Annotated in this window: 19 protein-coding genes; 10 read left to right on the top strand and 9 right to left on the bottom strand. The window is 64.4% G+C overall.

Annotated elements, in window-relative coordinates; translation table 11 throughout:
* Position 1: 1 nt before the first annotated feature.
* On the bottom strand, positions 2–1330 hold the full coding sequence (locus tag FJ967_RS14325) for an NAD(P)H-dependent oxidoreductase (RefSeq protein WP_140732473.1): 1329 nt from the start codon (positions 1328–1330) through the stop codon (positions 2–4).
* 302 nt (positions 1331–1632) lie between these two features.
* On the opposite strand from FJ967_RS14325, the gene FJ967_RS14320 reads away from it, so the two are divergent.
* On the top strand, positions 1633–2688 hold the full coding sequence (locus FJ967_RS14320; protein WP_140732472.1) for an acyl carrier protein: 1056 nt from the start codon (positions 1633–1635) through the stop codon (positions 2686–2688).
* Entirely contained in the window at positions 2685–4157 is a 1473-nt protein-coding gene (locus FJ967_RS14315) for a class I adenylate-forming enzyme family protein (RefSeq protein ID WP_140732471.1), read from the top strand. The genes FJ967_RS14320 and FJ967_RS14315 overlap by 4 nt, the downstream gene beginning before the upstream one ends.
* A 98-nt stretch (positions 4158–4255) precedes the next feature.
* Here FJ967_RS14315 and FJ967_RS14310 read toward each other — a convergent pair whose 3' ends face one another.
* From FJ967_RS14310 to FJ967_RS14295, 4 genes are all read right to left on the bottom strand, one after another.
* Entirely contained in the window at positions 4256–6229 is a 1974-nt protein-coding gene (locus FJ967_RS14310; RefSeq protein WP_140732470.1) for a tripartite tricarboxylate transporter permease, read from the bottom strand.
* 20 nt (positions 6230–6249) lie between these two features.
* Positions 6250–7254 (bottom strand): hypothetical protein, encoded by a 1005-nt coding sequence (locus FJ967_RS14305; protein ID WP_246675274.1) that lies wholly within the window; start codon positions 7252–7254, stop codon positions 6250–6252.
* A gap of 158 nt (positions 7255–7412) precedes the next feature.
* The gene (locus tag FJ967_RS14300; RefSeq protein ID WP_140732469.1) at positions 7413–8171 is read right to left on the bottom strand and encodes a phosphodiesterase; all 759 of its coding nucleotides are present in this window, start codon (positions 8169–8171) and stop codon (positions 7413–7415) included.
* A 68-nt stretch (positions 8172–8239) separates the two neighbouring features.
* On the bottom strand, positions 8240–9028 hold the full coding sequence (locus FJ967_RS14295; RefSeq protein ID WP_140732468.1) for a 3-hydroxybutyrate dehydrogenase: 789 nt from the start codon (positions 9026–9028) through the stop codon (positions 8240–8242).
* 225 nt (positions 9029–9253) lie between these two features.
* Between FJ967_RS14295 and FJ967_RS14290 the strand changes: the two genes are divergently transcribed.
* Both FJ967_RS14290 and FJ967_RS14285 read left to right on the top strand, forming a co-directional pair.
* Positions 9254–10036 (top strand): acetoacetate decarboxylase, encoded by a 783-nt coding sequence (locus FJ967_RS14290; RefSeq protein ID WP_140732467.1) that lies wholly within the window; start codon positions 9254–9256, stop codon positions 10034–10036.
* Entirely contained in the window at positions 10029–11189 is a 1161-nt protein-coding gene (locus FJ967_RS14285) for a patatin-like phospholipase family protein (RefSeq protein ID WP_140732466.1), read from the top strand. The genes FJ967_RS14290 and FJ967_RS14285 overlap by 8 nt, the downstream gene beginning before the upstream one ends.
* 61 nt (positions 11190–11250) lie before the next feature.
* Here FJ967_RS14285 and FJ967_RS14280 read toward each other — a convergent pair whose 3' ends face one another.
* The 3 genes from FJ967_RS14280 to FJ967_RS14270 form a co-directional block, all read right to left on the bottom strand.
* The gene (locus FJ967_RS14280) at positions 11251–12276 is read right to left on the bottom strand and encodes a transporter (RefSeq protein WP_140732465.1); all 1026 of its coding nucleotides are present in this window, start codon (positions 12274–12276) and stop codon (positions 11251–11253) included.
* A gap of 91 nt (positions 12277–12367) precedes the next feature.
* Entirely contained in the window at positions 12368–13969 is a 1602-nt protein-coding gene (locus tag FJ967_RS14275; RefSeq protein WP_140732464.1) for an inorganic phosphate transporter, read from the bottom strand.
* A gap of 116 nt (positions 13970–14085) precedes the next feature.
* Positions 14086–15300 carry an ROK family transcriptional regulator gene (locus FJ967_RS14270; RefSeq protein ID WP_140732463.1) on the bottom strand — a complete coding sequence of 405 codons (1215 nt, stop codon included), beginning with the start codon at positions 15298–15300 and terminating at the stop codon, positions 14086–14088.
* Positions 15301–15444: 144 nt separating this feature from the next.
* Here FJ967_RS14270 and FJ967_RS14265 point away from each other — a divergent pair, with 144 nt between their 5' ends.
* From FJ967_RS14265 to ugpC, 6 genes are all read left to right on the top strand, one after another.
* Positions 15445–16683: an extracellular solute-binding protein gene (locus tag FJ967_RS14265; RefSeq protein WP_140732462.1), complete on the top strand. Its 1239-nt coding sequence runs from the start codon at positions 15445–15447 to the stop codon at positions 16681–16683.
* Positions 16684–16764: 81 nt separating this feature from the next.
* Positions 16765–17649, top strand: coding sequence for a sugar ABC transporter permease (locus FJ967_RS14260; RefSeq protein ID WP_140732461.1), 885 nt, complete (start codon positions 16765–16767; stop codon positions 17647–17649).
* Positions 17649–18494 carry a carbohydrate ABC transporter permease gene (locus FJ967_RS14255; RefSeq protein ID WP_140732460.1) on the top strand — a complete coding sequence of 282 codons (846 nt, stop codon included), beginning with the start codon at positions 17649–17651 and terminating at the stop codon, positions 18492–18494. The genes FJ967_RS14260 and FJ967_RS14255 overlap by 1 nt, the downstream gene beginning before the upstream one ends.
* A 2-nt stretch (positions 18495–18496) precedes the next feature.
* Positions 18497–19513 (top strand): SIS domain-containing protein, encoded by a 1017-nt coding sequence (locus FJ967_RS14250; RefSeq protein ID WP_140732459.1) that lies wholly within the window; start codon positions 18497–18499, stop codon positions 19511–19513.
* A complete protein-coding gene (locus FJ967_RS14245) occupies positions 19513–20451 on the top strand; it encodes a PfkB family carbohydrate kinase (protein WP_140732458.1) in 939 nt (312 codons plus the stop codon). The genes FJ967_RS14250 and FJ967_RS14245 overlap by 1 nt, the downstream gene beginning before the upstream one ends.
* Positions 20438–21523: a sn-glycerol-3-phosphate ABC transporter ATP-binding protein UgpC gene (ugpC, locus tag FJ967_RS14240; RefSeq protein WP_140732457.1), complete on the top strand. Its 1086-nt coding sequence runs from the start codon at positions 20438–20440 to the stop codon at positions 21521–21523. Before FJ967_RS14245 ends, ugpC begins: the two co-directional genes overlap by 14 nt.
* Positions 21524–21568: 45 nt before the next feature.
* Here the strand turns inward: ugpC and FJ967_RS14235 are convergent, their stop codons facing one another.
* Positions 21569–22582 carry an amino acid ABC transporter substrate-binding protein gene (locus FJ967_RS14235; protein ID WP_140732456.1) on the bottom strand — a complete coding sequence of 338 codons (1014 nt, stop codon included), beginning with the start codon at positions 22580–22582 and terminating at the stop codon, positions 21569–21571.
* Positions 22583–22586 lie beyond the last annotated feature (4 nt).

Raw genomic sequence — 22586 nt, 5'->3', positions numbered from 1 at the left:
ATCAAGCCTCCACCGCGCCGTAGACGAGCTTGTCCTGGCGGGCGCGCAATTCGGCGATCTTCGAGCCTGGTGCCGGCGCGGCATTGGCGTAGGTGATAAGTTCACCCTTCTTGATCGGCGCTGTCACCGAACCGCCCTGCAGCAGCCCGCAGGGAATGGCCCTGGCGGCATGCGCTTCCGGCGCGGTCATGATCCAGGCGCGGTAGCAATATTCGCCGATCGCGTCGAGCTTCTCGCCGGGCTGCATGTCCTTCTTGGCCACGGCGGCGACTTCGGCCACGGGCTTGGCCAGCGGCACCATGTCGGCCTTGCCGTAGAGCACGACGCGGGCGCAGGTCAGCGGCACTTCGAGCGACGTCAGGTGGTAGGGGCGGTGGAAGGTGAAGTAAGGGCCCTTGCCCATCTTCAAATCTTCCATGCGCTCCGAAACGCGCGGATGCGACATGTCGGCGACGACGAAGACGCCGGGCGCGACGCCCTTGCCGATCGAATAGTCGACGACGCCGACCTTCGACAGCACGCCGCCATCCTTCTGCGGCACCAGCACCTTGTTCAGCTCGCCAAGCGTCGCCGCCGGGCCATGCATGCCCGCCTTGTCGGGCACCAGGCCGGTGGCGTTGGCGATCGCGGCCATCTCGACCATGGTCTTGGAGCCGTCGACGAACTCGACCAGCATGCGCACATTCATGTGCCGGCGCCTGGCTTCTTCTTCATAGGCGGGCGGCGTGGCGTCGATGTTGAGCGGATTGTTCTTGCCCTTGCCCGCCGCGACGATCGGATGGCCCATCGCCGAGACGAACTCGATCAGTTCCATGCAGGAGGACGGCTCGTCGCCGGCGCCGAGCGAATAGGTCACGCCCAACCGGTCGGCCTCGCTCTTCAGATAGGCGCCGATGGTGACGTCGGCCTCGACATTCATCATCACCAGGTGCTTGCCATGCTCCATGGCGCGCAGGCCGATCTCGGCGCCCACGGCCGGAACGCCGGTGGCGTCGATGACGACGTCGATGAGGTCATTGTTGATGACCAGGCTGGCATCGTTGGTGACCGCCACCTTGCCGGCCTCCATGGCAGCCGTCATCGCCGAGGCGTTCGACACTTCGCGCGCGTGCCCGGTTTCCTGGAAGGCGATGTCCACCGCCTTGCTGGCGGCGGGCAGGTTCAGCTCGGAAATGGCGCCGATCTCGATGCCGGACATATGGGCGACGCGGGTGACGATGTCGGTTCCCATTTCGCCGGAGCCGATCAGGCCGATACGGATGGGCTTGCCCGACTTGCCGCGTTCATGGAGATCGCGGGCAAGGCCCGTCAACGAAATATTGGAAGCCATACCGCTCATTCCTCCCACATTGCAGGCTTGTTCAAGTGCTTGACGGGTATTGAACATCTGTATTTCTGTCAAGACTAATGTCCAAATCTGTGCGCTTTTGCAGCACTTTCGCTGAGCGTGCGTCGGCACGAAAACGGACGTTGGAGAGCCGGCAAACCGCGCAATTCCCGACTGCCGTGACGAGACGGCACGCAACGGCGGTTCGCGAGCGTCTCCTCGCCTGGCGCACAGGACACTTGTTAGGAGCCCTCACCCTGCGTAAAAGCGTTGGCAGTGAACATACATCGGTTAGGGGCTTTCCGATGAACGTCCAGCAACTGATCAGACCTGTGCCGCTGCCCGGCGATGGACCGGCCCATGCGATCGCCGGCATTTTTGCCGCGGAATTGAAGGTACCGGCAGTCGGCCTCGACGATAATTTCTTCGATCTCGGCGGTGATTCGCTGATGGCGGAGACTTTGGTGCTTGCGGTGCAGAAGCGGTTCGGCGTCAAATTGCAGACCTCCGTCCTGCTCGAAGCGCAAACACCGCGCGAATTCGGACGGCTGATCGCGTCGCTGGTGCCGGAGCATCCGGCTCGTGAGCTGATCGTTCCGGTGTCCGGCAGTATCGGCCAGGAGCCGATCGCGATGATCCACGGCATCACCGGCTCGGCCCTGTTCGCCAATCGCTTCAGCAGGCGCCTGAAGGAGAAATACGCGGTCATGGCCGTGCGCGGCATGGGCACGGAACCCGGCGAGACGCCTTATTCCACCATGGCCGAAATCGGCACCAACTATTTTGAAGCCCTGACCTCGGTGACGGGCAGGCATCCAGAAGTCATCGGCGGCATATGCGTTGGCGGCCTGCTGGCGATCGAGGTCGGCCGGCTGAGCCATGAGGCGACCGGCAAGCGGCCGGCGATCGTGCTCATCGATCCGCCGTCCCCGGGCTCGGCGTGGCTGAAGCCGATGCCCGACGATCGACTGACCGAGAGCCGTCGCCGCAACATCGCGCGAAAAGTCATCTACTGGCGCCTGTTGCGGGACACACTGAAGACGGCCGGCCTCGGACAGACCCGTCTGGGCCGGCACCTGCGCAAGAAAGCCTATAAGAGCGCGCTGCTCAAGGCTGCTGCAGGCTTCGTGCCCTCGTCCTATCCCTGCGACATCCTCATCCTCGCCAGTTCGGAATGGGGGGCCACGACGGTGAGGGACTACAAGGGCTGGGCATCCGACAAGGCCAGCGTGAAGACGGTCGTCATGCCGGGCACGCACAACAAATTCCGCAAGGCCAACATGGACGCGATCGACGCGGAAATTCTTGCATTCCTCGACGAGAGGCACGCGGCGACGCGCGAGATCCAGCACAAGCAATGAGTTTTGGCCGGCAGATATTGGAAGCCTTCGCCTCTCATGGCGACAAGGTCGCGATGGTCGGCGACCGGTGGCAGATCACCTATGCGCAGGCGCTGACCCAGAGCAGGCATCTTGCCGCCAATTTCGGCGCATCGGGCGTCGGGCCGGGCGACCGCGTCGGGTTCGCCATGGTCGACAACATCGACGTGGTGCTGTCCATCCTTGCCTGCTGGAAAATTGGCGCCACACCGGTCGTCATCGATTTTCGAACCCCAGGAAGCCAGCGTGCCAGGCAGGCCCGCGACTTCGGCTTGAAGGTGGTTTTCGAAAGCCGTGCCATGCCCGGCGACGAGGTCTATCCCCACGCCCTCTTCGACGCCGGCTGGAAAACGGCCTCTTCGGCGCCGGGTTTCGATGCGGACGCTTCGATGAGCGATGCCAATCCAGCTTTCCTGATCTTCTCATCCGGCACCACCGGCGATCCCAAGGCCTATACACAATCGCACGAGGCGCTCGCCAGGCGCATTGCGGCGCGTCGGGGCGTGGTGGAGGGAACCGCCAAGCGATTCCTGACGCCGATGGCCCTGTCTTACTCGGCAATGCGACACCAGGTCTTCGGCTATCTGCTTTACGGGGGCATCGTCCGCTTCTTCCCTCCCTTGTTCACCCCCTCGGAGCTCATCGAGGCGCTGCTCTCGTTCCAGGCAAGCGGCACCGCGTTGGCACCATCGGTCATTGCCCGGATGGTCAAGGAAGTCGGCGAACGCGCGACCCATCTGTTTCCGCAACTTTCCGTTCTTTACAGCGTGGGCGGACCGGCCAGGGGCGACGACAAGATCGCCGCCTATCGTTATCTCTCGCCTGGATACCGGATAAGCTATTCCTCGAGCCTCACCGGCATCATATCCTCACTGTCGGGCGCGGATATTCTGGCAAAGCCCGAAAGCGCCGGCCGTCCGGTGACCGGCGTGCAGGTCGAGATCCTCGACGCGAACGGAGACGTGCTGCCACAAGGTGAGCGCGGACTGATCAGGGCCCGGACACCGACCATGGCATCCGCGGTTCTGATTCCAGGCAATCGCCTTTTCGTCGATCCCAAGATCATGGGCTCCGACTGGGGCATTCCCGGCGACATCGGATTTGTGGACGCCGACGGATTTGTCACGATCGTAGATCGGGAGTCCGACATGATCGTTCGCGGCGGCGTCAACGTTGCGCCGCAGGAACTGGAAAAACTGATCCGCACCCATGCCAAGGTGCAGGACGTCGCCGTGGCCGGCTTTCCGGACGAGACCATGGGGCAGGAAATCGCCGCGTTCATCGTCTCCGACCGCGGGACGGTCGAGGAATTCCAGGCCTTCATGCGCGCCAACATCGCGCCCGACCGGCGGCCGCGCGAGATACGGCTCGTCGCGTCGCTGCCTTACAGCAGCAACGGCAAGCTGCTGCGCCGCCAGCTGGTCGAAACGCTGGCGCGGACAGGTCCTTAGAGCAATTCCAGGAAAAGTGTGAAACGGTTTTTCGTCCGGAATTGCGTCAAAACAAAGAGTTAGAGTAGTTCGCCGTTTCCGTGAAACGGTGAAATGCTCTAGAAAATCCTTCCGATACCGGCGAGCCAAGGTGTCGGCCAGGGCTGCGACGCCAGCATATCGAAAACCGAATAGACAAAGGCGGTCGCGGCGGCGGCGATCACCAGCGGTGGCCGCCACGACTTCGCGCCGAGCACCATGATGCTGCCGGCCACGAAGATGAAGGTCGCCGCCAGGTGGCCGACCAGCAGGATGAGAAGGGCCAAGGCGAGGCAAAGGCCGATGATCGCAAGATTGCCTCTCATGGTGGGTTCCGAGGCCGGCGACCATTCGCCCGGTGCCATATCGGGCGCGGATGCGGAGGGCATGCCCCGCCTTCGCCACCGCAGCGTCGTCCGCACTGTCGTCACCAGCGAAAAAGCCAGCAGCAATCCCGCCGTGATGATCGGGAAGATGGCTGCCTCGAAGGGAAAGCCGGTCGCGGCCGTCACCAATGCCGCGAGCGCCAGCAATGTCATCGCGGTGCCTGCGGCGATGTCGGGCAGCGCCGGCGGCAGCGGCCCGCCGGGATTTCTGGCCCTGATCCACGACAGCGTCTGCCTGATGACACCGACCACGGCCAGTCCGAGCAGGATGAGCACCAGCGGCTGGGCAAGCCAGGACCAGCCGGAAATCTGGTAGGCAAGAAAGAAGTAGTTCTCCAGACTCGGGCCGAGAACGAAGCCCAGAGAAAAGGCCGAGCGCGGCCAGTTGAGTTCCTTCATCGCCATGCCGACGGCGCCGACGCCGATGACCAGTGCGAAGTCGAAGGCACTCATATTGGTCTGGTAAGCGCCAACGACGATGAAGGTCACCACCAGCGGCACCAGTATGGCGGCCGAAACCTGCGCCACGCGCGCCAGCGGCCGGGTCAGCACAAGGCAGGTTACCGCGCCCACTATGTTCGCCACGGCGATGCTGAACACCATCGACATCGTCAGCGCGGCATTCTTGCCCAGCATATCGGGGCCAGGGACCAGTCCGTGAACGACAAAGGCGCCGAGCAGGATACTCATCGAGGCCGAACCCGGCACGCCGAAGGCAATGGTCGGAATGAGCGAGCCGCCTTCCTTGGCATTGTTGGCGCTTTCGGGTGCGATGACGCCCCTGACATTGCCCTCGCCGAACTTCGGCCCGGAGCCGGGGCGGCGCGCCGCATAGCCATAGGCAATCCAGTCCAGCACCGCGATGCCGACGCCCGGAACCGCGCCAAGCAGCGAGCCGATGCTGCTGCATCGCAGCACCAGAGGCCATTCCCGCAGCGTGTCCCTGATGCCTTGCCACATGCCGGCATAGGTCGGCCGCTCCGCATTACCCTGGATGGAGCCGCGCAACAGGAGCGAGGCGAGTTCAGGCAAGCCGAACAGGCCGAGAAACACCAACGCGACCGGCAGGCCGTCCCAGAGATAGATCTGGCCGAAGGTCCACCGGTCGATACCGGCGATCTTGTCGATGCCGACAAAGGAGGCGAGCATGCCGAACATGGCCGCCGCCAGCCCCTTCAAGGGCTGGCTCCCGGCCAGCATTGCCACGATGGAGAGGCCGAAGGCGCAGATGGCGAAGAAGTCCGGCGTCTTCAGATAGAGGACAAGCGGCCGCATCACGGGAATAGCCGCCGCAAGCACCAGCGCACCGAACACGCCGCCGATCATCGAAGCGGAATAGGACGCTCCGAAGGCGCGCGCGGCTTCGCCCTTCTTGGCCATGGCGTGGCCGTCCAGCACCGTTGCCGCGGCGCCGACCGAGCCCGGAACCCCGAACAGGATCGCGGGGATCGTGTCGGAAGTGGTGTTGACCGACCCCATGCCCAGCAGCAGCGCGAAGGCGGCATAGGCGTCCATATTGTAGGTCATCGGGATCAGCAGGGCCATGGCGAACAGCCCGCCGATGCCCGGGACGACGCCGACGACGAGGCCGACGAAAACACCGGTCACCAGCATCAGCATGCGAAACGGCTGGGCCATCTCGACGAAGGCGGTGAGGATCAGATCCACCCTTGAGCCTCGCCGGAAATCTACTTCACCAGATTTCTGGCGGTCTCGAACACATCCGGACCAACCTTCAACTGCTGCGACACAAGCCGGCTTATATCCTCGCCACTGGTGGCGTTGACGGCCATTTCACTGAGCTTGCCGATATCGGCGAGGAACGCCGGATCCTTCACCATTTCCATATATCCCTTGCGAAGCGCCTCGACCGTCTCCTTGGGTGTGCCCGGCGGCACAACCAGCGGGTGATGGAACTGCAAGGTCGTCTCGATGAGCGTGGCCGCCTCCCGGACCTTGATATCCTCGATCTTGTCGCTGAACCGTTCAAGCTTCTCCCCGCCGACGGCCGGTCCTGACCCGAATGTTCCGATGAGATTGAGCGCGTCGCGGCTTCCGGAGGTGTTGTAGCTGGAAACGCCGCACATGCCGGCAATTTCGCCGCGCTGCATCGCCAGTTCGATATCGGCTGTGCCGTCAAAGCCGGTGACGATCTTGAACTTCGCCTTCAGCCCGTTCTTGACCAGCGCCGCGAAAATATAGGTCACGCTGCTCTTGCCGGTCGCCCCGACCAGGAAATCGGACTGCAGGAACTTGTCCATCGTGTCGATGCCGGAGCCCTTGCTCGTCATGCAGTAGGCCGGCTCGTTGACGAGCGAACCGATCCATTGCAGGGCAAGCGGATCGAAATTCGCGTTCTGGGGATCGAGCACCGGGGCATAGGACATGGCTTCGCTGACCGAGGCGATGACGCTTCCGTCCGCCGGCTCGCTGCCCAGCACCATCTTGGTGAGCTTGAGGCTGCCGCCTCCGGGCACGTTCTGGACGACAATATCCGGATGGCCCGGTAGGAACCGGCCGAGATGGCGGGCGATCAGCCGCGATGTCTGGTCATAGCCCCCGCCTGGGCCGTAACCGACCTTGATCGTGATTGTCTGGAATTCGACTGCTTGCGCCTGCGCGCACATCGCCAGGACAAGGCCGGCGACCAGCAGCAAAGGACCGCGCGATACGCGAAAAATCATAGCCAACATAGCAACCCCGCCTGAAGCCCAAAGCGGTTCTAACCCATGACCTTACAAATCGGTAAGAATTTTTCGCGGCGATGATACGGGTATCGGATCACACTTGCGACAGCCGCCCCGTGATCGGGAACAGCGTTGGCGTCCTGATCCTGCCAGCGTCCCGTGCATTATCCGGCGACGAGGAAATCGTGGAAATGCACCACCACGCCATCGGCATCGATGAAGATCACGGCATAGGCGGGCGGCTCATGGCCCAGTCTCCAGCTGTCCGAAAAATCGAGCGCACTCTGATGGTTGGTGCTGCGCAGCGTGCTGACCGGTATGCCGCGCCAGCTGCCGGCGATCAGCCTGTGGACGTGGCCGGCGAAGATGTGGCCGACATTGCCGTGGCGCCGCAGGATGTCGTGGAAGGCGTCGGCGTCGGCGAGCCTGACCTCGTCGAGTACCGGCATGTGGATGCGGAACGGCGGATGATGCATGAAGAGGAAGACCGGCCGGCCGCGCGCTTCCCGCAGCTTATCATCCAGCCAGGCGAGCCGGTCAGCGCACAGCCTGCCCTCGACATGGCCGCTGTCCAGCGTGTCGAGCAGGATCACACGGCCGTCGCTGCCATCAAAGACCCCCTGGACGAACCCTTGTTCGGCCGGCGCCTGCGGGAACATTTCCAGAAAAAGCGTCCTGTCGTCGTGGTTGCCGAGCATCAGCCGGCAAGGCGGCGCGAACCCTGCCAGCGCTTCCCGCAACGCGGCATAGGCGGCACGCTCGCCATCATTGGTCAGGTCGCCTGAGATCACCACCAGATCGGCATCGGCATGGTTCCTGCCGATATCCGCCAGGCAGGCCTCCAGCCGGGCGCGCGGATCGGACCCGTAGAGAAGACCGCCCGGCGTCATCAGATGCGGATCGGAGAGCTGGATGATTTTCATGGATTGCGCGCGTTGCCCTCCTGCCGGCGCTCCTGGCGCCGGCCCGGAACGCTTTATGCTCGACAGCTCTACTGCGCGGTCCAGCCGCCGTCCATCGGCAAGGTCGTGCCGGTGATCTGCTTGGCCGCGTCCGAGCACAGGAACAATGCCAGGGCCGCGAGTTCTTCGACGGTGACGAATTCCTTGGTCGGTTGCGCGGCCAGCAGCACGTCGTGCTTGACCTGCTCCTCGGTCATGCCGCGCGCCTTCATGGTGTCGGGAATCTGCTTCTCGGCCAGCGGCGTCCAGACATAGCCGGGCGCGATCGCATTCACGGTGATGCCGTTCTGCGCCACTTCCAGCGCCACCGTCTTGGTCAGGCCTGCTATGCCATGCTTGGCCGAGACATAGGCCGACTTGAACGGCGAGGCGACCAGCGCATGCGCCGAGGCCGTGTTGATGATGCGGCCCCATTTGCGGCTCTTCATGCCGGGCACCACGGCCTTGATGGCGTAGAAGGCGGCAAGCAGGTTGATGCGGATGATGGCTTCCCACTTGTCGTCGGGAAACTCCTCGATCGGCGCGACATGCTGGATGCCGGCATTGTTGACCAGTATGTCGAGGCTGCCGAACGCGGCCTCGGCGTCATGGATCATCGCGGTGACCGCCGCGCCGTCCATCATATTGGCGTCGGAGTAGCGGCACTTGACGCCGAAATCCTTCTCGATGCCGGCGCGCTCCTGCTCGATGGCGGCGGCGTCGCCCAGGCCGTTGATGGTGACGTTGGCGCCCTCAGCGGCAAAGGCGCGGGCGATTGCAAGCCCGATGCCGCTGGTCGAGCCGGTGACAAGCGCATTCTTCGAAGACAGGGAACCCATGGGGAGATCTCGCGAGAGGTGGGAGGGACAGTTGAGGCAGATAGTTTGTGCGGCGCAACAAGACAATGCCACGGCCATATGTCGGCTCGATTACAGCCCTGCGACGGCCTTTGCCGCGTCCGTGAACAGGCGTCTTCGAGGTGACACGGCATTGTCATGCTGCCATGCAACATATTTGCCAGCGCATTCGCGCGGGGTCATTTTCGAACCGTTGGGGGCACCTGGATGGAAATCGCCGATGTCGTGAAGCGCGCCTATGCGATGCCGCTCACCAATCCCTCCTTCCCGCCGGGCCCTTATCGTTTCTTCGACCGCGAATACGTCATCATCACCTACCGGACGACGCGCGAGGCGCTCGAAGCGGTAGTGCCGGCGCCGCTGGAGATCGATGAGCCGCTGGTCAAGTACGAGTTCATCCGCATGCCGGACTCCACCGGCTTCGGCGACTACACCGAGACCGGTCAGGTCATCCCCGTGCGCTACAAGGGCCAGCACGGCGGCTATGTCCATTCCATGTATCTCGACGACGACGCACCGATCGCCGGCGGCCGCGAGCTGTGGGGCTTTCCCAAAAAGCTCGCCAGCCCCAAGATCGTCCATGAGGGCGAAGTGGTCGTCGGCACCCTGCACTATGGCAGCGTGCTTTGCGCAACCGGCACGATGGGCTACAAGCACCGCGAAGCCGATCACGATTCCGTGCTCGCTTCGCTCGCCGCTCCCAATTTCCTGATCAAGATCATTCCGCATGTCGACGGCACCCCGCGCATTTGCGAACTGGTCCGCTATTACCTCACCGACATCACGCTCAAGGAAGCCTGGACGGCGCCGGCAGCGCTCGACCTGCGGCCCCATGTCATGGCCGACGTGGCGAAGCTGCCCGTGCTCGACATCGTATCGGCCGTTCACTTCAAGGCAGATCTGACGCTGGGCATGGGCGAGGTGGTCCACGACTACCTTGCCGACAACAGCCACTTCGCCGCCTCCCACCAGGAGAAAGTCAGTGCTTGAGCGTACCCGCAACAAGGCAGCCGCCGCCACCATCGAGGAAATCACGGCGCAGTACGACCGTATCGCGCTAGTCTTCCAGGGCGGTGGCGCGCTCGGAGCCTATCAGGCAGGGGTCTATCAGGCGCTGGCCGATGCCGGCTGCGAGCCGACCTGGCTTTCCGGCGTCTCGATTGGCGCCATCAACGCCTCGATCATTGCCGGCAACGAGCCGAGCCGACGGCTGCAGCGGCTGGAACAGTTCTGGCAGACGATCTCCGGGCGCAAGATCTGGTCCTATACGCCCGAGGGCGACATCTACCGCGATATACGCAACCAGACCTCGTCGTTGATGACGATGACGATGGGCCAGCCTGGCTTCTTCAAGCCGCGCAATCCCAACCCCTGGTTCCAGCTCTCCGGCGCCGATGGCGCCACCAGCTTCTATGACACCGCCGAGTTGAAGGACACGCTGGAGAGCCTGATCGATTTCGACGTGCTGAACGACGGCAAAAAGCGGCTGAGCGTCGGCGCGGTCAATGTCCGGACCGGCAACTTCGTCTATTTCGACACCGAGAAGGTGCGCATCGGACCGGAGCACATCATGGCGAGCGGCGCCCTGCCGCCGGCCTTCCCGTCGATCCGCATCGAAGGCGAATATTACTGGGATGGCGGCATCGTTTCCAACACGCCGCTGCAATATCTGCTCGACCAGGAAGAGGACCGTTCCTCGCTGGTCTTCCAGGTCGACCTGTTCAGTGCCCGCGGCGTGCTGCCGCGCGGCATGGCCGACGTTCTGTCGCGCCACAAGGACATCATGTATTCCAGCCGCACGCGGCAGAACACAGACAATTTCGAGCGCATCCACGCGCTGAAGATGAAGCTGCTCGATGCGCTGAAGCGCGTGCCGCCGGAGCAGCTCAAGGAAGGCGAGAGAGAGCTTATCGCCGACTATTCCAACGCCGGCGTCGTCAACATCGTCCACCTGATCTACCAGCACAAAGGCTATGAAGGCCACGCCAAGGACTACGAGTTTTCCGGCACGTCGATGCGCGAGCATTGGGAGATGGGCCTCGAGGACACCGAGCGCACGCTGCGTCACAAGAAGTGGCTGATGCTGCCGACCAATGCCGACGGCGTCACCATTCACGACCTGCATCGTGAGGATCCGACCTGAGCTTTCAGGTCTGAAAACGCCTGGCTCGGGCGTCGGCCCAGGCGAAGGATCTTAGCCTGGCTCAGAATCTCAGATTGGCGCCGGCCCTCAGCAACAGCCAGTAGAACAGGCCGGTCGCGGCCGCCGCGATCAACAACGCCAGTTCGAAGCCGCCCGGCGTCTGCGTCAGCGGCAGGCCGGCTGTGTTCATGCCGAACATACCGACGATCAGCGAGCCCGGCAGAAGCAGCGCGCTCATCACCGCCAGCGCCTTCAGGCTGCGGTTGGATTCGTCCGCCAGTTCGGCCGCGACCTCCTCCTGCAGCAGCCGCGCCCGGTCGTTGACCATGACGACCTCGCGGTCGAGCCGCTCAAGACGCGTGGTGAGCCGCCGCAAGGTCTCATGCGCCCCTTCCGACAGTTTCCAACCCGACCGGTCCTCATCCTGGAAAAGCGCCGCCAGCGCCGAGATCGGCCGGTGCAGCGAGACCGTGAGGCGGCGTACGTCCTTCAGCCGCTGCCTTTCGTCGGCAAGCCGCTCGGTCACCAGATGATCCTCCACCTGGTCGAGCCGCTTGGTGGCGGCGCCGAGCCGCAGGCTGGTGCCGCTGCAGAAGGCCATCACGATCGCTTCGAAAAGCTCGAAGGCAGTGGCCGGCCGGAGTTCCGCGGCGAGCGCCTCGTGCACTTCCTCTACCGCTGCCAGCGAATGGCGGCGGCCTGTCACGAGGAGCCGCTCCGAGACCGCGAAGCGCAATCTGCCAATGGTGGTGGACTGACGCGCGATCTCGCTGTGCAGATCGGCGGAAATGCCGTGCACGACGCCATCCTCATGCGCCAGCGCGGGACTGTCCTCATGGCCTTCGAGGATCGCATGAGCCGAGGCCGGCAAGGCGCAGGCGCGGCTGACCCAGGAATGCGCGCGCTGATCGACGAGATCGACATGCAGCCAGACCCAGCCCTTCGGCATGGCAAGTGCGGCATTGATGTCACGTGGGGCAAGCGCCACGGCTTGCTCGCCCGGAGCGCCGCGAAAGGCCCAGACCAGCCCGGGTGCCGGATGCTGGTCGTCGACGGCAAGCAGGGCCAGATGCGAAGCGTGGTTCATGACTGCCGCCGGATTCTTTGGGAAGACTGTCCCGGAAAGCGAGGCGGCGCCAAAATGGCGCCGCCGGTAATGCGTGGCTGGCTTCTACCGCTCAGAACACCTGGCGGAAGACGATGAACAGCACGAAGGCCAGCGCGATCGAGCAGGGCAAGGTCAGCACCCAAGCCAACAGCAGGTTGCGCACCGTCGACCATTGCAGGCCAGAGCCGTTGGCCGCCATCGTTCCGGCGACACCGGACGACAGCACGTGGGTCGTCGACACCGGCAGGCCGAGACGGTCGGCCATGCCGATGGTCACCATGGCGACGAGTTCGGCGGCGGCGCCCTGGCCATAGGTCAGATGGCTCTTGCCGATCTTCTCGCCGACGGTGACGACGATGCGCTTCCAGCCGACCATGGTGCCGAGCCCGAGAGCCAGGGCAACCGCGATCTTCACCCAGAGCGGGATGAACTTCGTCGCATTGTCGACGGCCTTGTGATAGTCGGTCACCGCTTTCAGGTCGGCGGCCTCCATCGGCAGCAGCTGCTTCTTGTCGATCAGCTTCAGCGCCTCGCCGATCAGGTAGATGTCGTTGCGGGCGTTGCTGACCAGGTCGGTCGGCACCTTCTCGACGGACGCATAGGGCTGCAGCCCGGCGGTGGTGTTGTGGATGTAGGTCTGCAGCGCGACCGTCGTCTGGTCGCTCCAGGTGCGGGTGCGCACGGCATCCTGAACGGCCGCCTTGGCATCCGTGACGGTGACGCCCGGCTTGACATACTTGCCCAGCGCTTGCTCGACCCCAACCGAGGCTGACTTATAGGCTTCGAGATAGTTGATGTCTGGGGTGCGGTTGAGCGCGAAGGCCGTCGGCACGACGCCGATCAGGATCAGCATGATCAGTCCCATGCCCTTCTGGCCGTCATTGGAGCCGTGCGCGAAGCTGACGCCCGTGCAGGTGAAGATCAGCAGCGCCCGGATCCACAAGGGCGGTGGGGTGTTGCCCTTCGGCGCCTCGTAGAGGGCCTTGTTGCGCACCAGCAGCTTCATCGCATAGAGCAAGGCGGCAGCGGCAAAGAAGCCGACGATCGGCGACACCAGCAGGGTCGTGCCGACATTGGTCGCCTGCGACCAGTCGACGCCGCTGGTGGCGCTGCCGGCCGGTGCCATGAACTGGTTGGCGAGGCCGACGCCGATGATCGAACCGACCATCGTGTGCGAGCTGGACGCCGGCAGGCCGAGGAACCAGGTGCCGAGGTTCCACAGGATCGCAGCCACCAGCAGCGCGAACACCATCGCGAAACCGGACGAGGAGCCGACCTGCAGGATCAGTTCGACCGGCAGCAGCGACAGGATGCCGAAGGCAACCGCGCCGCTGGAGGTGAGAACCCCGAGGAAATTGAAGACGCCCGACCACATGACGGCGAATTCGGCCGGCAGGGAGCGCGTGTAGATGACCGTCGCCACCGCGTTGGCGGTATCGTGGAAGCCGTTGACGAATTCGAAGCCCAGCGCGATCAGCAGGGCGATGCCGAGCAGGATCCACGGCACCGTCTTGGCTTCCGCCAGATCCTGGCTCAGCGCATAGCCGACATAAACGACGCCGACCAGCACCAGCAAGCCGAACGCGGGCAGAAACCATTTGGCGCCACTTGATTGTTCAAGCGGGTGATCCGGTCTCGGTATCCCCGCCTCGTTTGAAACTATATCCACCATGTCCCACTCCTTTTGCATTGCAGCAAAGAACCGGGAGCGACGCTATGTCCGCACGATGAACCCTGTGTGACGATCAACGAACGGGTTTGGCCGGAGCAGGCCTGGCCCACTGGATCTCACACCGGAGCCGAGCGCGTCTTCAGAATGGCCGAGAACAGTGGATCGAAGGCGCGGCTGATCGGCGCCGCCGCGGCGCCCAACGCGATCGACCAGGGATCGGTGGTGCCGAGCTGCAGGCGCGGCAAGGTCCCGCCGGGCCGGTCGGCGATGGACGGCAGCAGGGGATGCATCGCGTCGATCAGCCGGCGCGCCAGCGCTTCCGGCGCGCCGCTGGTCAGGATGACGGTTTGCGGATCGAAGACGGTTTCGATGAGATGCACGCTCCAGCGCAGATCATGCGCCGCTCCCTCGATCCAGCGCATGATCTTCCCGTCAGCCGCCGCGGCCAGCGCGCCGATCTTCTCGTATAGGCCCTCGTCGGCGGGATCGAGACCGAGATGCTGGTAGAGCGAGGCCAGCGACGCGCGATGTTCGAGCGGCGTCGAGCCGGGGCCGGCCGGCGACAGCAGCGCCATGCCGATTTCGCCGGCATTGCCATGGCCGCCGCTGTACAGCTCGCCGTTGAGGATCAGTCCGGCGCCGATACCATAGCCGACATAAAGGCACACTGCATGGTCGACCCCGTGGGCGGCGCCCACGATGCGCTCGGCCGTCGCGCAGGCGGCGGCGTCGTTCTGCAGGCCGACATTGAGGCCGGTGCCCTTGGCCAGCGTGTCCAGCAGGGGAAACTTCTGCCAGGCCGGCATCATCCATTTGTCGTCCGAGTTCTTGAGGCCGAACGGGCCGGGCATGGCCACGCCGAGCCCGACGAGGCGTTTTTCCGACTGCGAGGAAATGCCGGCCAGGTCGCGGCGGACGCCGGCGATCAGCTCGAGAATGATCTCGACACCCCGTGATGGTTCATCGAAAGGCAGGTTTGCCTCGGCCCGCGCCAGCACGCTGCCCATAAGGTCTACCGCGACCGCCCGTGTCAGATGCCGGTCTATGTGCAGGCCGATGGCGAAGGCGCCTTCGGGCACAAGCCTGTAAGGGGTGGACGGCTGGCCCCTGCCCTTGCGCACCGCATCGAGCGCAACGACCAGGCCGTCGCTTTCCAGGTCCTCGATGATATTGGAGACCGCCTGTTTGGTGAGCTGCGTCGCCCGCGCCAGGTCGGCCCGCGACAGGGCGCCGTTGAGGCGCAGCGCCTCGATCATGACGCGGCGGTTGTGCGCGCTCGTGCCTTCCTGGTTGGTGCCGCTCTTGGCACGGATCGGGCTGATGTCGTCCACCGGGCTTTTCCCCTCTTGACTCCATTAGAATATTGATCGACTAATTAAGTCAAGCGAGTTGACTTAATAGAAAACAAGTCACGCGACAGCAACCCGGGAAGGCAGGGAACGCCGGCCCGTCACCTTCGGAAATGGGAGAAGAACATGCTGAAATCGATTGGTAGGACGCTTCTGGGCGCAGTCTTCATCGGGGGACTTGCTGTTCCTCACGCCTTCGCCGAGACCACGCTCAACGCGCTTTTCATGGCCCAGGCCGCCTACAGCGAGGCCGACGTGCGTGCCATGACGGACGCCTTCACCAAGGCCAATCCGGACGTCAAGGTCAATCTCGAATTCGTCCCCTATGAGGGCCTGCACGACAAGACCGTGCTCGCTCAGGGGTCGGGCGGCGGCTACGACGTCGTCCTGTTCGACGTCATCTGGCCGGCCGAATACGCCACCAACAAGGTGCTGGTCGATGTCTCATCGAAGATCACCGACGAGATGAAGAAGGGCGTGCTGCCCGGCGCCTGGACCACCGTCCAGTATGACGGCAAATATTATGGCATGCCGTGGATCCTCGACACCAAATACCTGTTCTACAACAAGGAGATCCTGGAGAAGGCCGGCATCAAGACCCCGCCCAAGACCTGGGAAGAACTCGGCGCCCAGGCCAAGATCATCCAGGACAAGGGACTGCTGAAGACGCCGATCGCCTGGAGCTGGTCGCAGGCCGAGGCCGCGATCTGCGACTACACCACGCTGGTCAGCGCCTATGGCGGCGAATTCCTCAAGGACGGCAAACCGGACTTCCAGAATGGCGGCGGCCTGCTGGCGCTGAAATACATGGTCGATAGCTACAAGTCGGGCCTCACCAATCCCAACTCCAAGGAATTCCTGGAAGAGGACGTTCGCAAGGTCTTCGAGAACGGCGACGCCGCCTTCGCGCTGAACTGGACCTACATGTACAACATGGCAAACGACCCGAAGGACTCGAAAGTAGCCGGCAAGGTCGGCGTCGTGCCGGCGCCGGGCGTTGCCGGCACCAGCGAAGTGTCGGCAGTCAACGGCTCGATGGGCCTCGGCGTCACCGCGGTCTCCAAGCATCCGGACGAGGCCTGGAAATACATCGAGTTCATGACCTCGCAGGCAACACAGAACCAGTACGCCAAGCTCTCGCTGCCGATCTGGGCGTCGTCCTATGACGACGCGGCCGTCACCAAGGGCCAGGAAGAGCTGATCGCCGCCGCCAAGCTCGGCCTGGCGGCCATGTATCCGCGCCCGACCACGCCGAAGTACCAGGAACTGTCGACGGCGCTGCAGCAAGCCATCCAGGAATCGCTACTTGGTACGTCTTCGCCGGAAGACGCCTTGAACACCGCTGCCAAGAACAGCGGCCTGTAAGCTTTGCTATCCGGTCACGGGCGGCCTTGTGCCGCCCGTGCTATGTCTGAAACCAAGATGAGTTAGGGAGAGGCTGCTCTGATGTCGAGCACCTGGATGACAACCCGTGCCTGGCTGCTGATGCTGCCCTTGCTCGTGGTCATGGTCGCCGTCATCGGCTGGCCGCTGGTCGACACGGTCGGCCTCGCCTTCACCGACGCCAAGCTGGTCGGCACCGGCGGCAATTTCGTCGGCTTGGACAATTATACCAACATGCTGTCGAGTTCGAACTTCTCGCGCACACTCGTCACCACAACATTGTTCGCCGTCATTTCGGTCGCCGCCGAAATGGTGATCGGCGTTCTCGCCGCCTTGCTGCTCAATCAGGAGTTTCGCGGCCGCGCCGTCCTGCGCGCCTTGATGATCTTGCCTTGGGCACTGCCGACGGTGGTCAATGCCACGCTGTGGCGGCTGATCTACAATCCCGAATATGGCGCGCTCAATGCCGCCTTGACGCAATTGCATCTCATCGACGCCTATCGCTCCTGGCTCGGCGAGCCGGGAACGGCGCTGGCGGCCCTGATCGTCACCGATTGCTGGAAGAATTTTCCGCTGGTGGCGCTGATCGCGCTCGCCGCCCTGCAGGCGGTGCCGCGCGACATCACCGCCGCCTCGCTGGTCGACGGCGCCGGCCCGTTCAACCGCTTCCGCTTCGTCATCCTGCCCTATCTCGCCGGCCCGCTTATGGTGGCGCTGGTGCTGCGTACCATCGAGGCCTTCAAGGTCTTCGACATCATCTGGGTGATGACCCGTGGCGGCCCGGCCAACACCACGCGTACGCTGTCGATCCTCGTCTACCAGGAAGCCTTCTCCTTCCAGCGCGCCGGCTCCGGGGCGTCGCTGGCGCTGATCGTCACCTTGCTCGTCACGCTGCTCGCCGTCGCCTATGCGGCACTGGTGAGGAAGACCGCCGGGAGTGCCGCCTGATGGAACGCAAGAGCCTGGCTTTCACAATCTTCATCCATGCCTGCGCGCTGCTGCTTGCGGCGATCATCCTGGCGCCGATCGCCTGGCTGTTCATCATGAGCATTTCTCCGGCCGCCGATCTCGCCGCCAAGCCGCTGCGCTGGTGGCCGCAAGCCGCCGATTTCTCGCGCTACCAGCAATTGCTGTCGACGGCCGAAAACAGCGCCGGCGCGGCCTTCACCGCATCGCTGCGCAACAGTCTCGAGATCGCAGGCATGGCGACGCTGGCGGCACTCGCCCTGGCGATTCCCGCCGGCTGGGCGGTGTCGCGCACGCCCGCGATCGGCTGGTCGCTGTCGATGGTCATCGCCACCTACATGCTGCCGCCGGTGGCGCTCGCCGTGCCGCTCTATATGGGGCTGTCGCATCTTGGCCTGCTCAACAACGTCTTCGGCCTGGCGCTGGTTTACCTGACCATACTGGCGCCCTTCACCACCTGGCTGATGAAATCCGGCTTCGATTCCATCCCGCGCGAGATCGAGGCCGCCGCGATGATCGACGGCGCCGGCCTGTTCCATACATTGCGCATCATCACACTGCCGCTGGCGGCACCGGTGATGGCGACGTCGGCGCTGTTTGCCTTGCTGCTGGCCTGGGACGAATTCTTCTACGCGCTGCTGTTCACCTCCGACCAGCGCGCCAAGACCCTGACGGTCGCCATTGCCGATCTGGCCGGCGGCCGTGTCTCCGACTACGGATTGATCGCCACCGCCGGCGTACTGGCCGCTCTGCCGCCGGTGCTGATCGGCCTGGTCATGCAGCGGGCGCTGATCTCGGGCCTGACCAGTGGCGGCGTGAAAGGATGATGATGACTGCAGTAAAATCCCGGCCGGCCGGACTGGCCGCCATCGACCGTGAAATGGCGCGCCAGCATGCGGATGCCATCGCTTCGTTCCGCCAGAACACCGCCGAGGCGCGGAAGGCCGCCAGCTCCATCCAGCGGACCGGCCGCCTGCTCCTGCTCGGCATGGGCGGCTCGCATGCCGTTGGCCGTGCCGTCGAGCCGCTTTACCGGGCGCTTGGCATCGAGGCGCTGGCTACGCCACTCTCCGAACAGCTTGGCCAGCCGCTGCCGCTCGATGGCCGCAGCGTGATCGTAACCTCGCAATCGGGTGAGAGCGCCGAGGTCGTCAGATGGTTTTCCGAGACCGGCGGCGGCCCGGACATTTTCGGCCTGACTCTCGAAGGCGGATCGTTCCTGGCGCGCACCGCGCCTTGCCTGGTCGGCGCCGGCGGCACCGAGCTGGCTTTCGCCGCCACACGCAGCCTGACCGTTACCCTGGCCCTGCACCTGGCTATCCTGGCGGCTCTCAGCGAGGATCCTGCCTCCGCCCTCGCCGCGCTCGAAGCGCCGCAGGAGTGCGACATCGCCTTGGCACTCGCGGCACTCGCCACGGTGGATACGATCGTCACCTCCGGTCGTCGCCTGCAAGGTGTCGCCGAAGCACTGGCGCTTGGCCTGACTGAACTGTCGCGGCTGCCTTGCTTCTCACTCGAGGGCGGCCAGTTGCGGCATGGGCCGATGGAGATGCTCGGCCCCAAAATCGGCGTCGTCCTGTTTCGCGGCAACGACCCGACTTCCGAACTGGTGACCGCGATGGCGCTTTCCGTGGTCGAGACCGGCGCGCCGCTGGTCATCTTCGACGCCTCGGGACAAGCGCCGGTGGACGGCGCCGTCACGCTCCCCTTCGAACCGGCCTCGGGAATGGCCGCGATCTTCGCCATGCTGCCGGTGGCGCAGCGCCTGATGATCGCCTTCGCCGACAGCCGCGTCGACAATGCCGGCACACCCGTGCGCACCACCAAGATCACCAGGAGCGAGTGATGCGTCCGCTCGCGGTGATCGGCAACGTCAATGTCGACCTGATTGTCGGCCCCGTCGCGCCATGGCCGAAGGCGGGGACCGAGACCGTCGTCGACCATGACGAATTGCGCGTCGGCGGCCAGGCCGGCAACACGGGGCTTGCCTGGCAGGCGCTGGGCGTCGACTTTGCGATTGCCGCCAATGTCGGTGACGACCAGTTCGGCCGCTGGCTTCGCGAAGCCTTCGGATGGCGCGCCGAAAAATGGCCGGTCCGTCCCGAAGGCACGACATTGTCGGTCGGCATGACCCATCCCGACGGCGAACGGACTTTCTTGACCACGCGCGGCCACCTGCCCCGCTTCAGTCTCGGCGATGTCCTGTCCGTCCTCGACGGCAGCGCGCTCTCCGGCGGCTACGCGCTGCTCTCAGGCTCCTTCCTGACCGACGATCTGACGCGCGAGTATGACGCGTTTTTCGACTGGGCCGACGGCCACGGCATAGCGGTGGCGCTCGACACGGGCTGGCCGATCGATGGCTGGACCGAGGCCAATTGCGCCGCGACAAGGGCATGGTTGTCGCGCTGCGCGCTGGCGCTGTTCAACGAGGTCGAGACGGTGACCCTGGCGGGAGCGCAAAGCCCGGTGGAGGCCGCGCGCGAAATCCGATCCAGCATGAGAAAGGGCGCGACCTTCGTGGTCAAGCGCGGACCGCAAGGGGCGATCGCCATCGGCCCCGACGGAACCCTCGTCGAAGCCGCCGCGCCCGGCGTCAGGGTGGTCGACACGATCGGCGCCGGCGACGTCTTCAATGCCGCCTTCCTGGCCGCTCTCGCCCGGGAAGAGCCTTTGTCCGCTTGCCTGCGGGCGGCGACGCAAATCGCCTCGCGCGCCATCTCCACCTTGCCCCGCAACTATGGTGGGCCGATGCAATCCAGGGAATCCACACATGAGCGCGCTTGAAATCCGCGGCGTCCGCAAGAGCTACGGCAGCGTCGAGACGCTGAAAGGCATCGACATCGCGCTGCAGAGCGGTGAATTCCTGGTGCTGCTCGGCTCGTCCGGTTGCGGAAAATCGACGCTTCTCAACATCATCGCCGGCCTTGCCGAGGCGACCAGCGGCGACGTGCTGATCGGCGGCCGTTCGATCCTCGGCGTCCATCCCAAGAACCGCGACATCGCCATGGTCTTCCAGTCCTATGCGCTCTATCCGAACCTGACGGTCCGCCGCAACATCGGTTTCGGCCTGGAGATGCGCGGCGTCGCGACCGACGAGCGCGACAGGGCGGTGAACGAAGCGGCGAGGCTGCTGCAGATCGAAACCCTGCTCGACCGCAAGCCGAGCCAGCTTTCCGGCGGCCAGCGCCAGCGCGTCGCCATCGGCAGGGCGCTGGTGCGCAAACCGCAGGTCTTCCTCTTCGACGAGCCGCTGTCCAACCTCGACGCCAAGTTGCGGCTGGAGATGCGCACCGAGTTGAAGCGCCTGCACCAGATGCTGCAGACCACCGTCGTCTACGTCACCCACGACCAGATCGAGGCGATGACGCTGGCGAGCCGCATCGCCGTCATGCGCGACGGCAGGATCGAACAGCTCGGCACGCCCGAGGAGATCTACAACGACCCGGCGACACTCTATGTCGCCGGCTTTGTCGGCGCACCCTCGATGAACATGCTGAAAGCGGTCATCAGCGGCGGCAAGCTGGCCATTGCCGGGTCCGACGTGCGGATTGCCTTGCCGGCGCGCTATGAGAACGCCGCGCGTGAAGGCGCAGAGGTGGTCGTCGGCATCCGGCCGGAGGCGCTGCGGGCGGCGGCCGGAGGCCCCGCGGACCCGTCATTGCCGGTGGAGATCGAGGTCGTCGAACTGACCGGCCCCGAACTGGTCACCACGGCCCGGATCGGCACGCAGCGGCTGACGGCCTCCCTGCCGCCGCGGGCCCAGGTCGCCAAGGGCGACAGGCGCAGCCTCGCTTTCGACGAGGCCGCCCTTCGCTTGTTCGACCCTTCAACCGGCAAGGCCCTGCCGACGATCTGAAAACAGGCCGCGCGCCAGCCGGACATGCGCGGCCTGCACGCGAAGTCAGCGCGCCGGCGGCGCGTACATCAGGCCGCCCGCGTTCCACAGCGCGTTGATGCCGCGCGCGATTTTCAGCGGGCTGGACTGGCCGAGATTGCGTTCGAACATCTCGCCGTAATTGCCGACCTTGGCGACGATGTTGTAGGCGAAGGCGGGATCGAGCCCGAGCTGCTGCCCATTGTCGCCTTCGACGCCAAGGAACCGCCGGATCGTCGGGTTCTGCGACTTCAGCGACGCTTCGGCATTGGCCTGGGTGATGCCGTCCTCCTCGGCTTCGACAAGCGAGAACAGCGTCCAGCGCACGACGTCGAACCATTTGTCGTCGCCCTTGCGCACGGCCGGGCCGAGCGGCTCCTTCGAGATGATTTCGGGCAGGACGATGAAGGCCGAGGGATCGGTCAGCTTCAGTCGCTGCGCATAAAGACCGGAGCTGTCGGTGCTGTAGACATCGCAGCGGCCACTGTCGAACGCCTTGATGATGCTGTCGGCGGAATCGATGACGACCGGCTCGTACTTCATCTTGTTGGCGGCGAAATAGTCGGCGATGTTCTGTTCGGTGGTCGTGCCCTGTTCCAGGCAGACGGTGGCGCCCGCGAGCTTCAGGGCGCTGTCGACGCCAAGATTCTTGCGGACCATGAAGCCCTGGCCGTCATAGTAGGCGGCGCCGACGAAATGGATGCCCATGCCGGCATCGCGCGACAGCGTCCAGGTCGACTGCCGCGACAGGATATCGACGGTGCCGGCCTGCAATGCGGTGAAGCGCTCCTTGGCCGACAGCGGCACATAGCTCACCTTGTCGGGCTCGCCGAAGACGGCGGCCGAAACGGCGCGGCAGAAATCGATATCGAAGCCGCTCCATTTGCCCTCGTCGTCGGGCGCCGAAAAGCCCGCCACGCCCTGGCTGACGCCGCAGATGATCGATCCCCTTTGCTTGACGATGTCGAAAGTATCCGCCTTGGCCGGCACGGCCAGCGTGGCCGATGCCAGCAATAGCGCGGTCATGATTGCATGTTTCATGGTT

This window comes from Mesorhizobium sp. B2-3-4 (genome assembly GCF_006442315.1).
Lineage (GTDB): Bacteria > Pseudomonadota > Alphaproteobacteria > Rhizobiales > Rhizobiaceae > Mesorhizobium.
The sequence above is the reverse complement of the archived record's forward strand: the minus strand, read 5'-3'. Positions and strand labels throughout refer to the sequence as shown.

Excerpts from the sequence above, each read along its gene's own strand:
- FJ967_RS14305 (WP_246675274.1), bottom strand. The coding sequence starts at position 7,254 with ATGTTGGCTATGATTTTTCGCGTATCGCGCGGTCCTTTGCTGCTGGTC.
- FJ967_RS14265 (WP_140732462.1), top strand. The coding sequence starts at position 15,445 with ATGCTGAAATCGATTGGTAGGACGCTTCTGGGCGCAGTCTTCATCGGG.
- FJ967_RS14245 (WP_140732458.1), top strand. The coding sequence starts at position 19,513 with ATGCGTCCGCTCGCGGTGATCGGCAACGTCAATGTCGACCTGATTGTC.
- FJ967_RS14325 (WP_140732473.1), bottom strand. The coding sequence starts at position 1,330 with ATGGCTTCCAATATTTCGTTGACGGGCCTTGCCCGCGATCTCCATGAA.
- FJ967_RS14320 (WP_140732472.1), top strand. The coding sequence starts at position 1,633 with ATGAACGTCCAGCAACTGATCAGACCTGTGCCGCTGCCCGGCGATGGA.
- FJ967_RS14275 (WP_140732464.1), bottom strand. The coding sequence starts at position 13,969 with ATGGTGGATATAGTTTCAAACGAGGCGGGGATACCGAGACCGGATCAC.
- ugpC (WP_140732457.1), top strand. The coding sequence starts at position 20,438 with ATGAGCGCGCTTGAAATCCGCGGCGTCCGCAAGAGCTACGGCAGCGTC.
- FJ967_RS14300 (WP_140732469.1), bottom strand. The coding sequence starts at position 8,171 with ATGAAAATCATCCAGCTCTCCGATCCGCATCTGATGACGCCGGGCGGT.
- FJ967_RS14260 (WP_140732461.1), top strand. The coding sequence starts at position 16,765 with ATGTCGAGCACCTGGATGACAACCCGTGCCTGGCTGCTGATGCTGCCC.
- FJ967_RS14315 (WP_140732471.1), top strand. The coding sequence starts at position 2,685 with ATGAGTTTTGGCCGGCAGATATTGGAAGCCTTCGCCTCTCATGGCGAC.
- FJ967_RS14250 (WP_140732459.1), top strand. The coding sequence starts at position 18,497 with ATGACTGCAGTAAAATCCCGGCCGGCCGGACTGGCCGCCATCGACCGT.
- FJ967_RS14235 (WP_140732456.1), bottom strand. The coding sequence starts at position 22,582 with ATGAAACATGCAATCATGACCGCGCTATTGCTGGCATCGGCCACGCTG.
- FJ967_RS14280 (WP_140732465.1), bottom strand. The coding sequence starts at position 12,276 with ATGAACCACGCTTCGCATCTGGCCCTGCTTGCCGTCGACGACCAGCAT.
- FJ967_RS14295 (WP_140732468.1), bottom strand. The coding sequence starts at position 9,028 with ATGGGTTCCCTGTCTTCGAAGAATGCGCTTGTCACCGGCTCGACCAGC.
- FJ967_RS14255 (WP_140732460.1), top strand. The coding sequence starts at position 17,649 with ATGGAACGCAAGAGCCTGGCTTTCACAATCTTCATCCATGCCTGCGCG.
- FJ967_RS14290 (WP_140732467.1), top strand. The coding sequence starts at position 9,254 with ATGGAAATCGCCGATGTCGTGAAGCGCGCCTATGCGATGCCGCTCACC.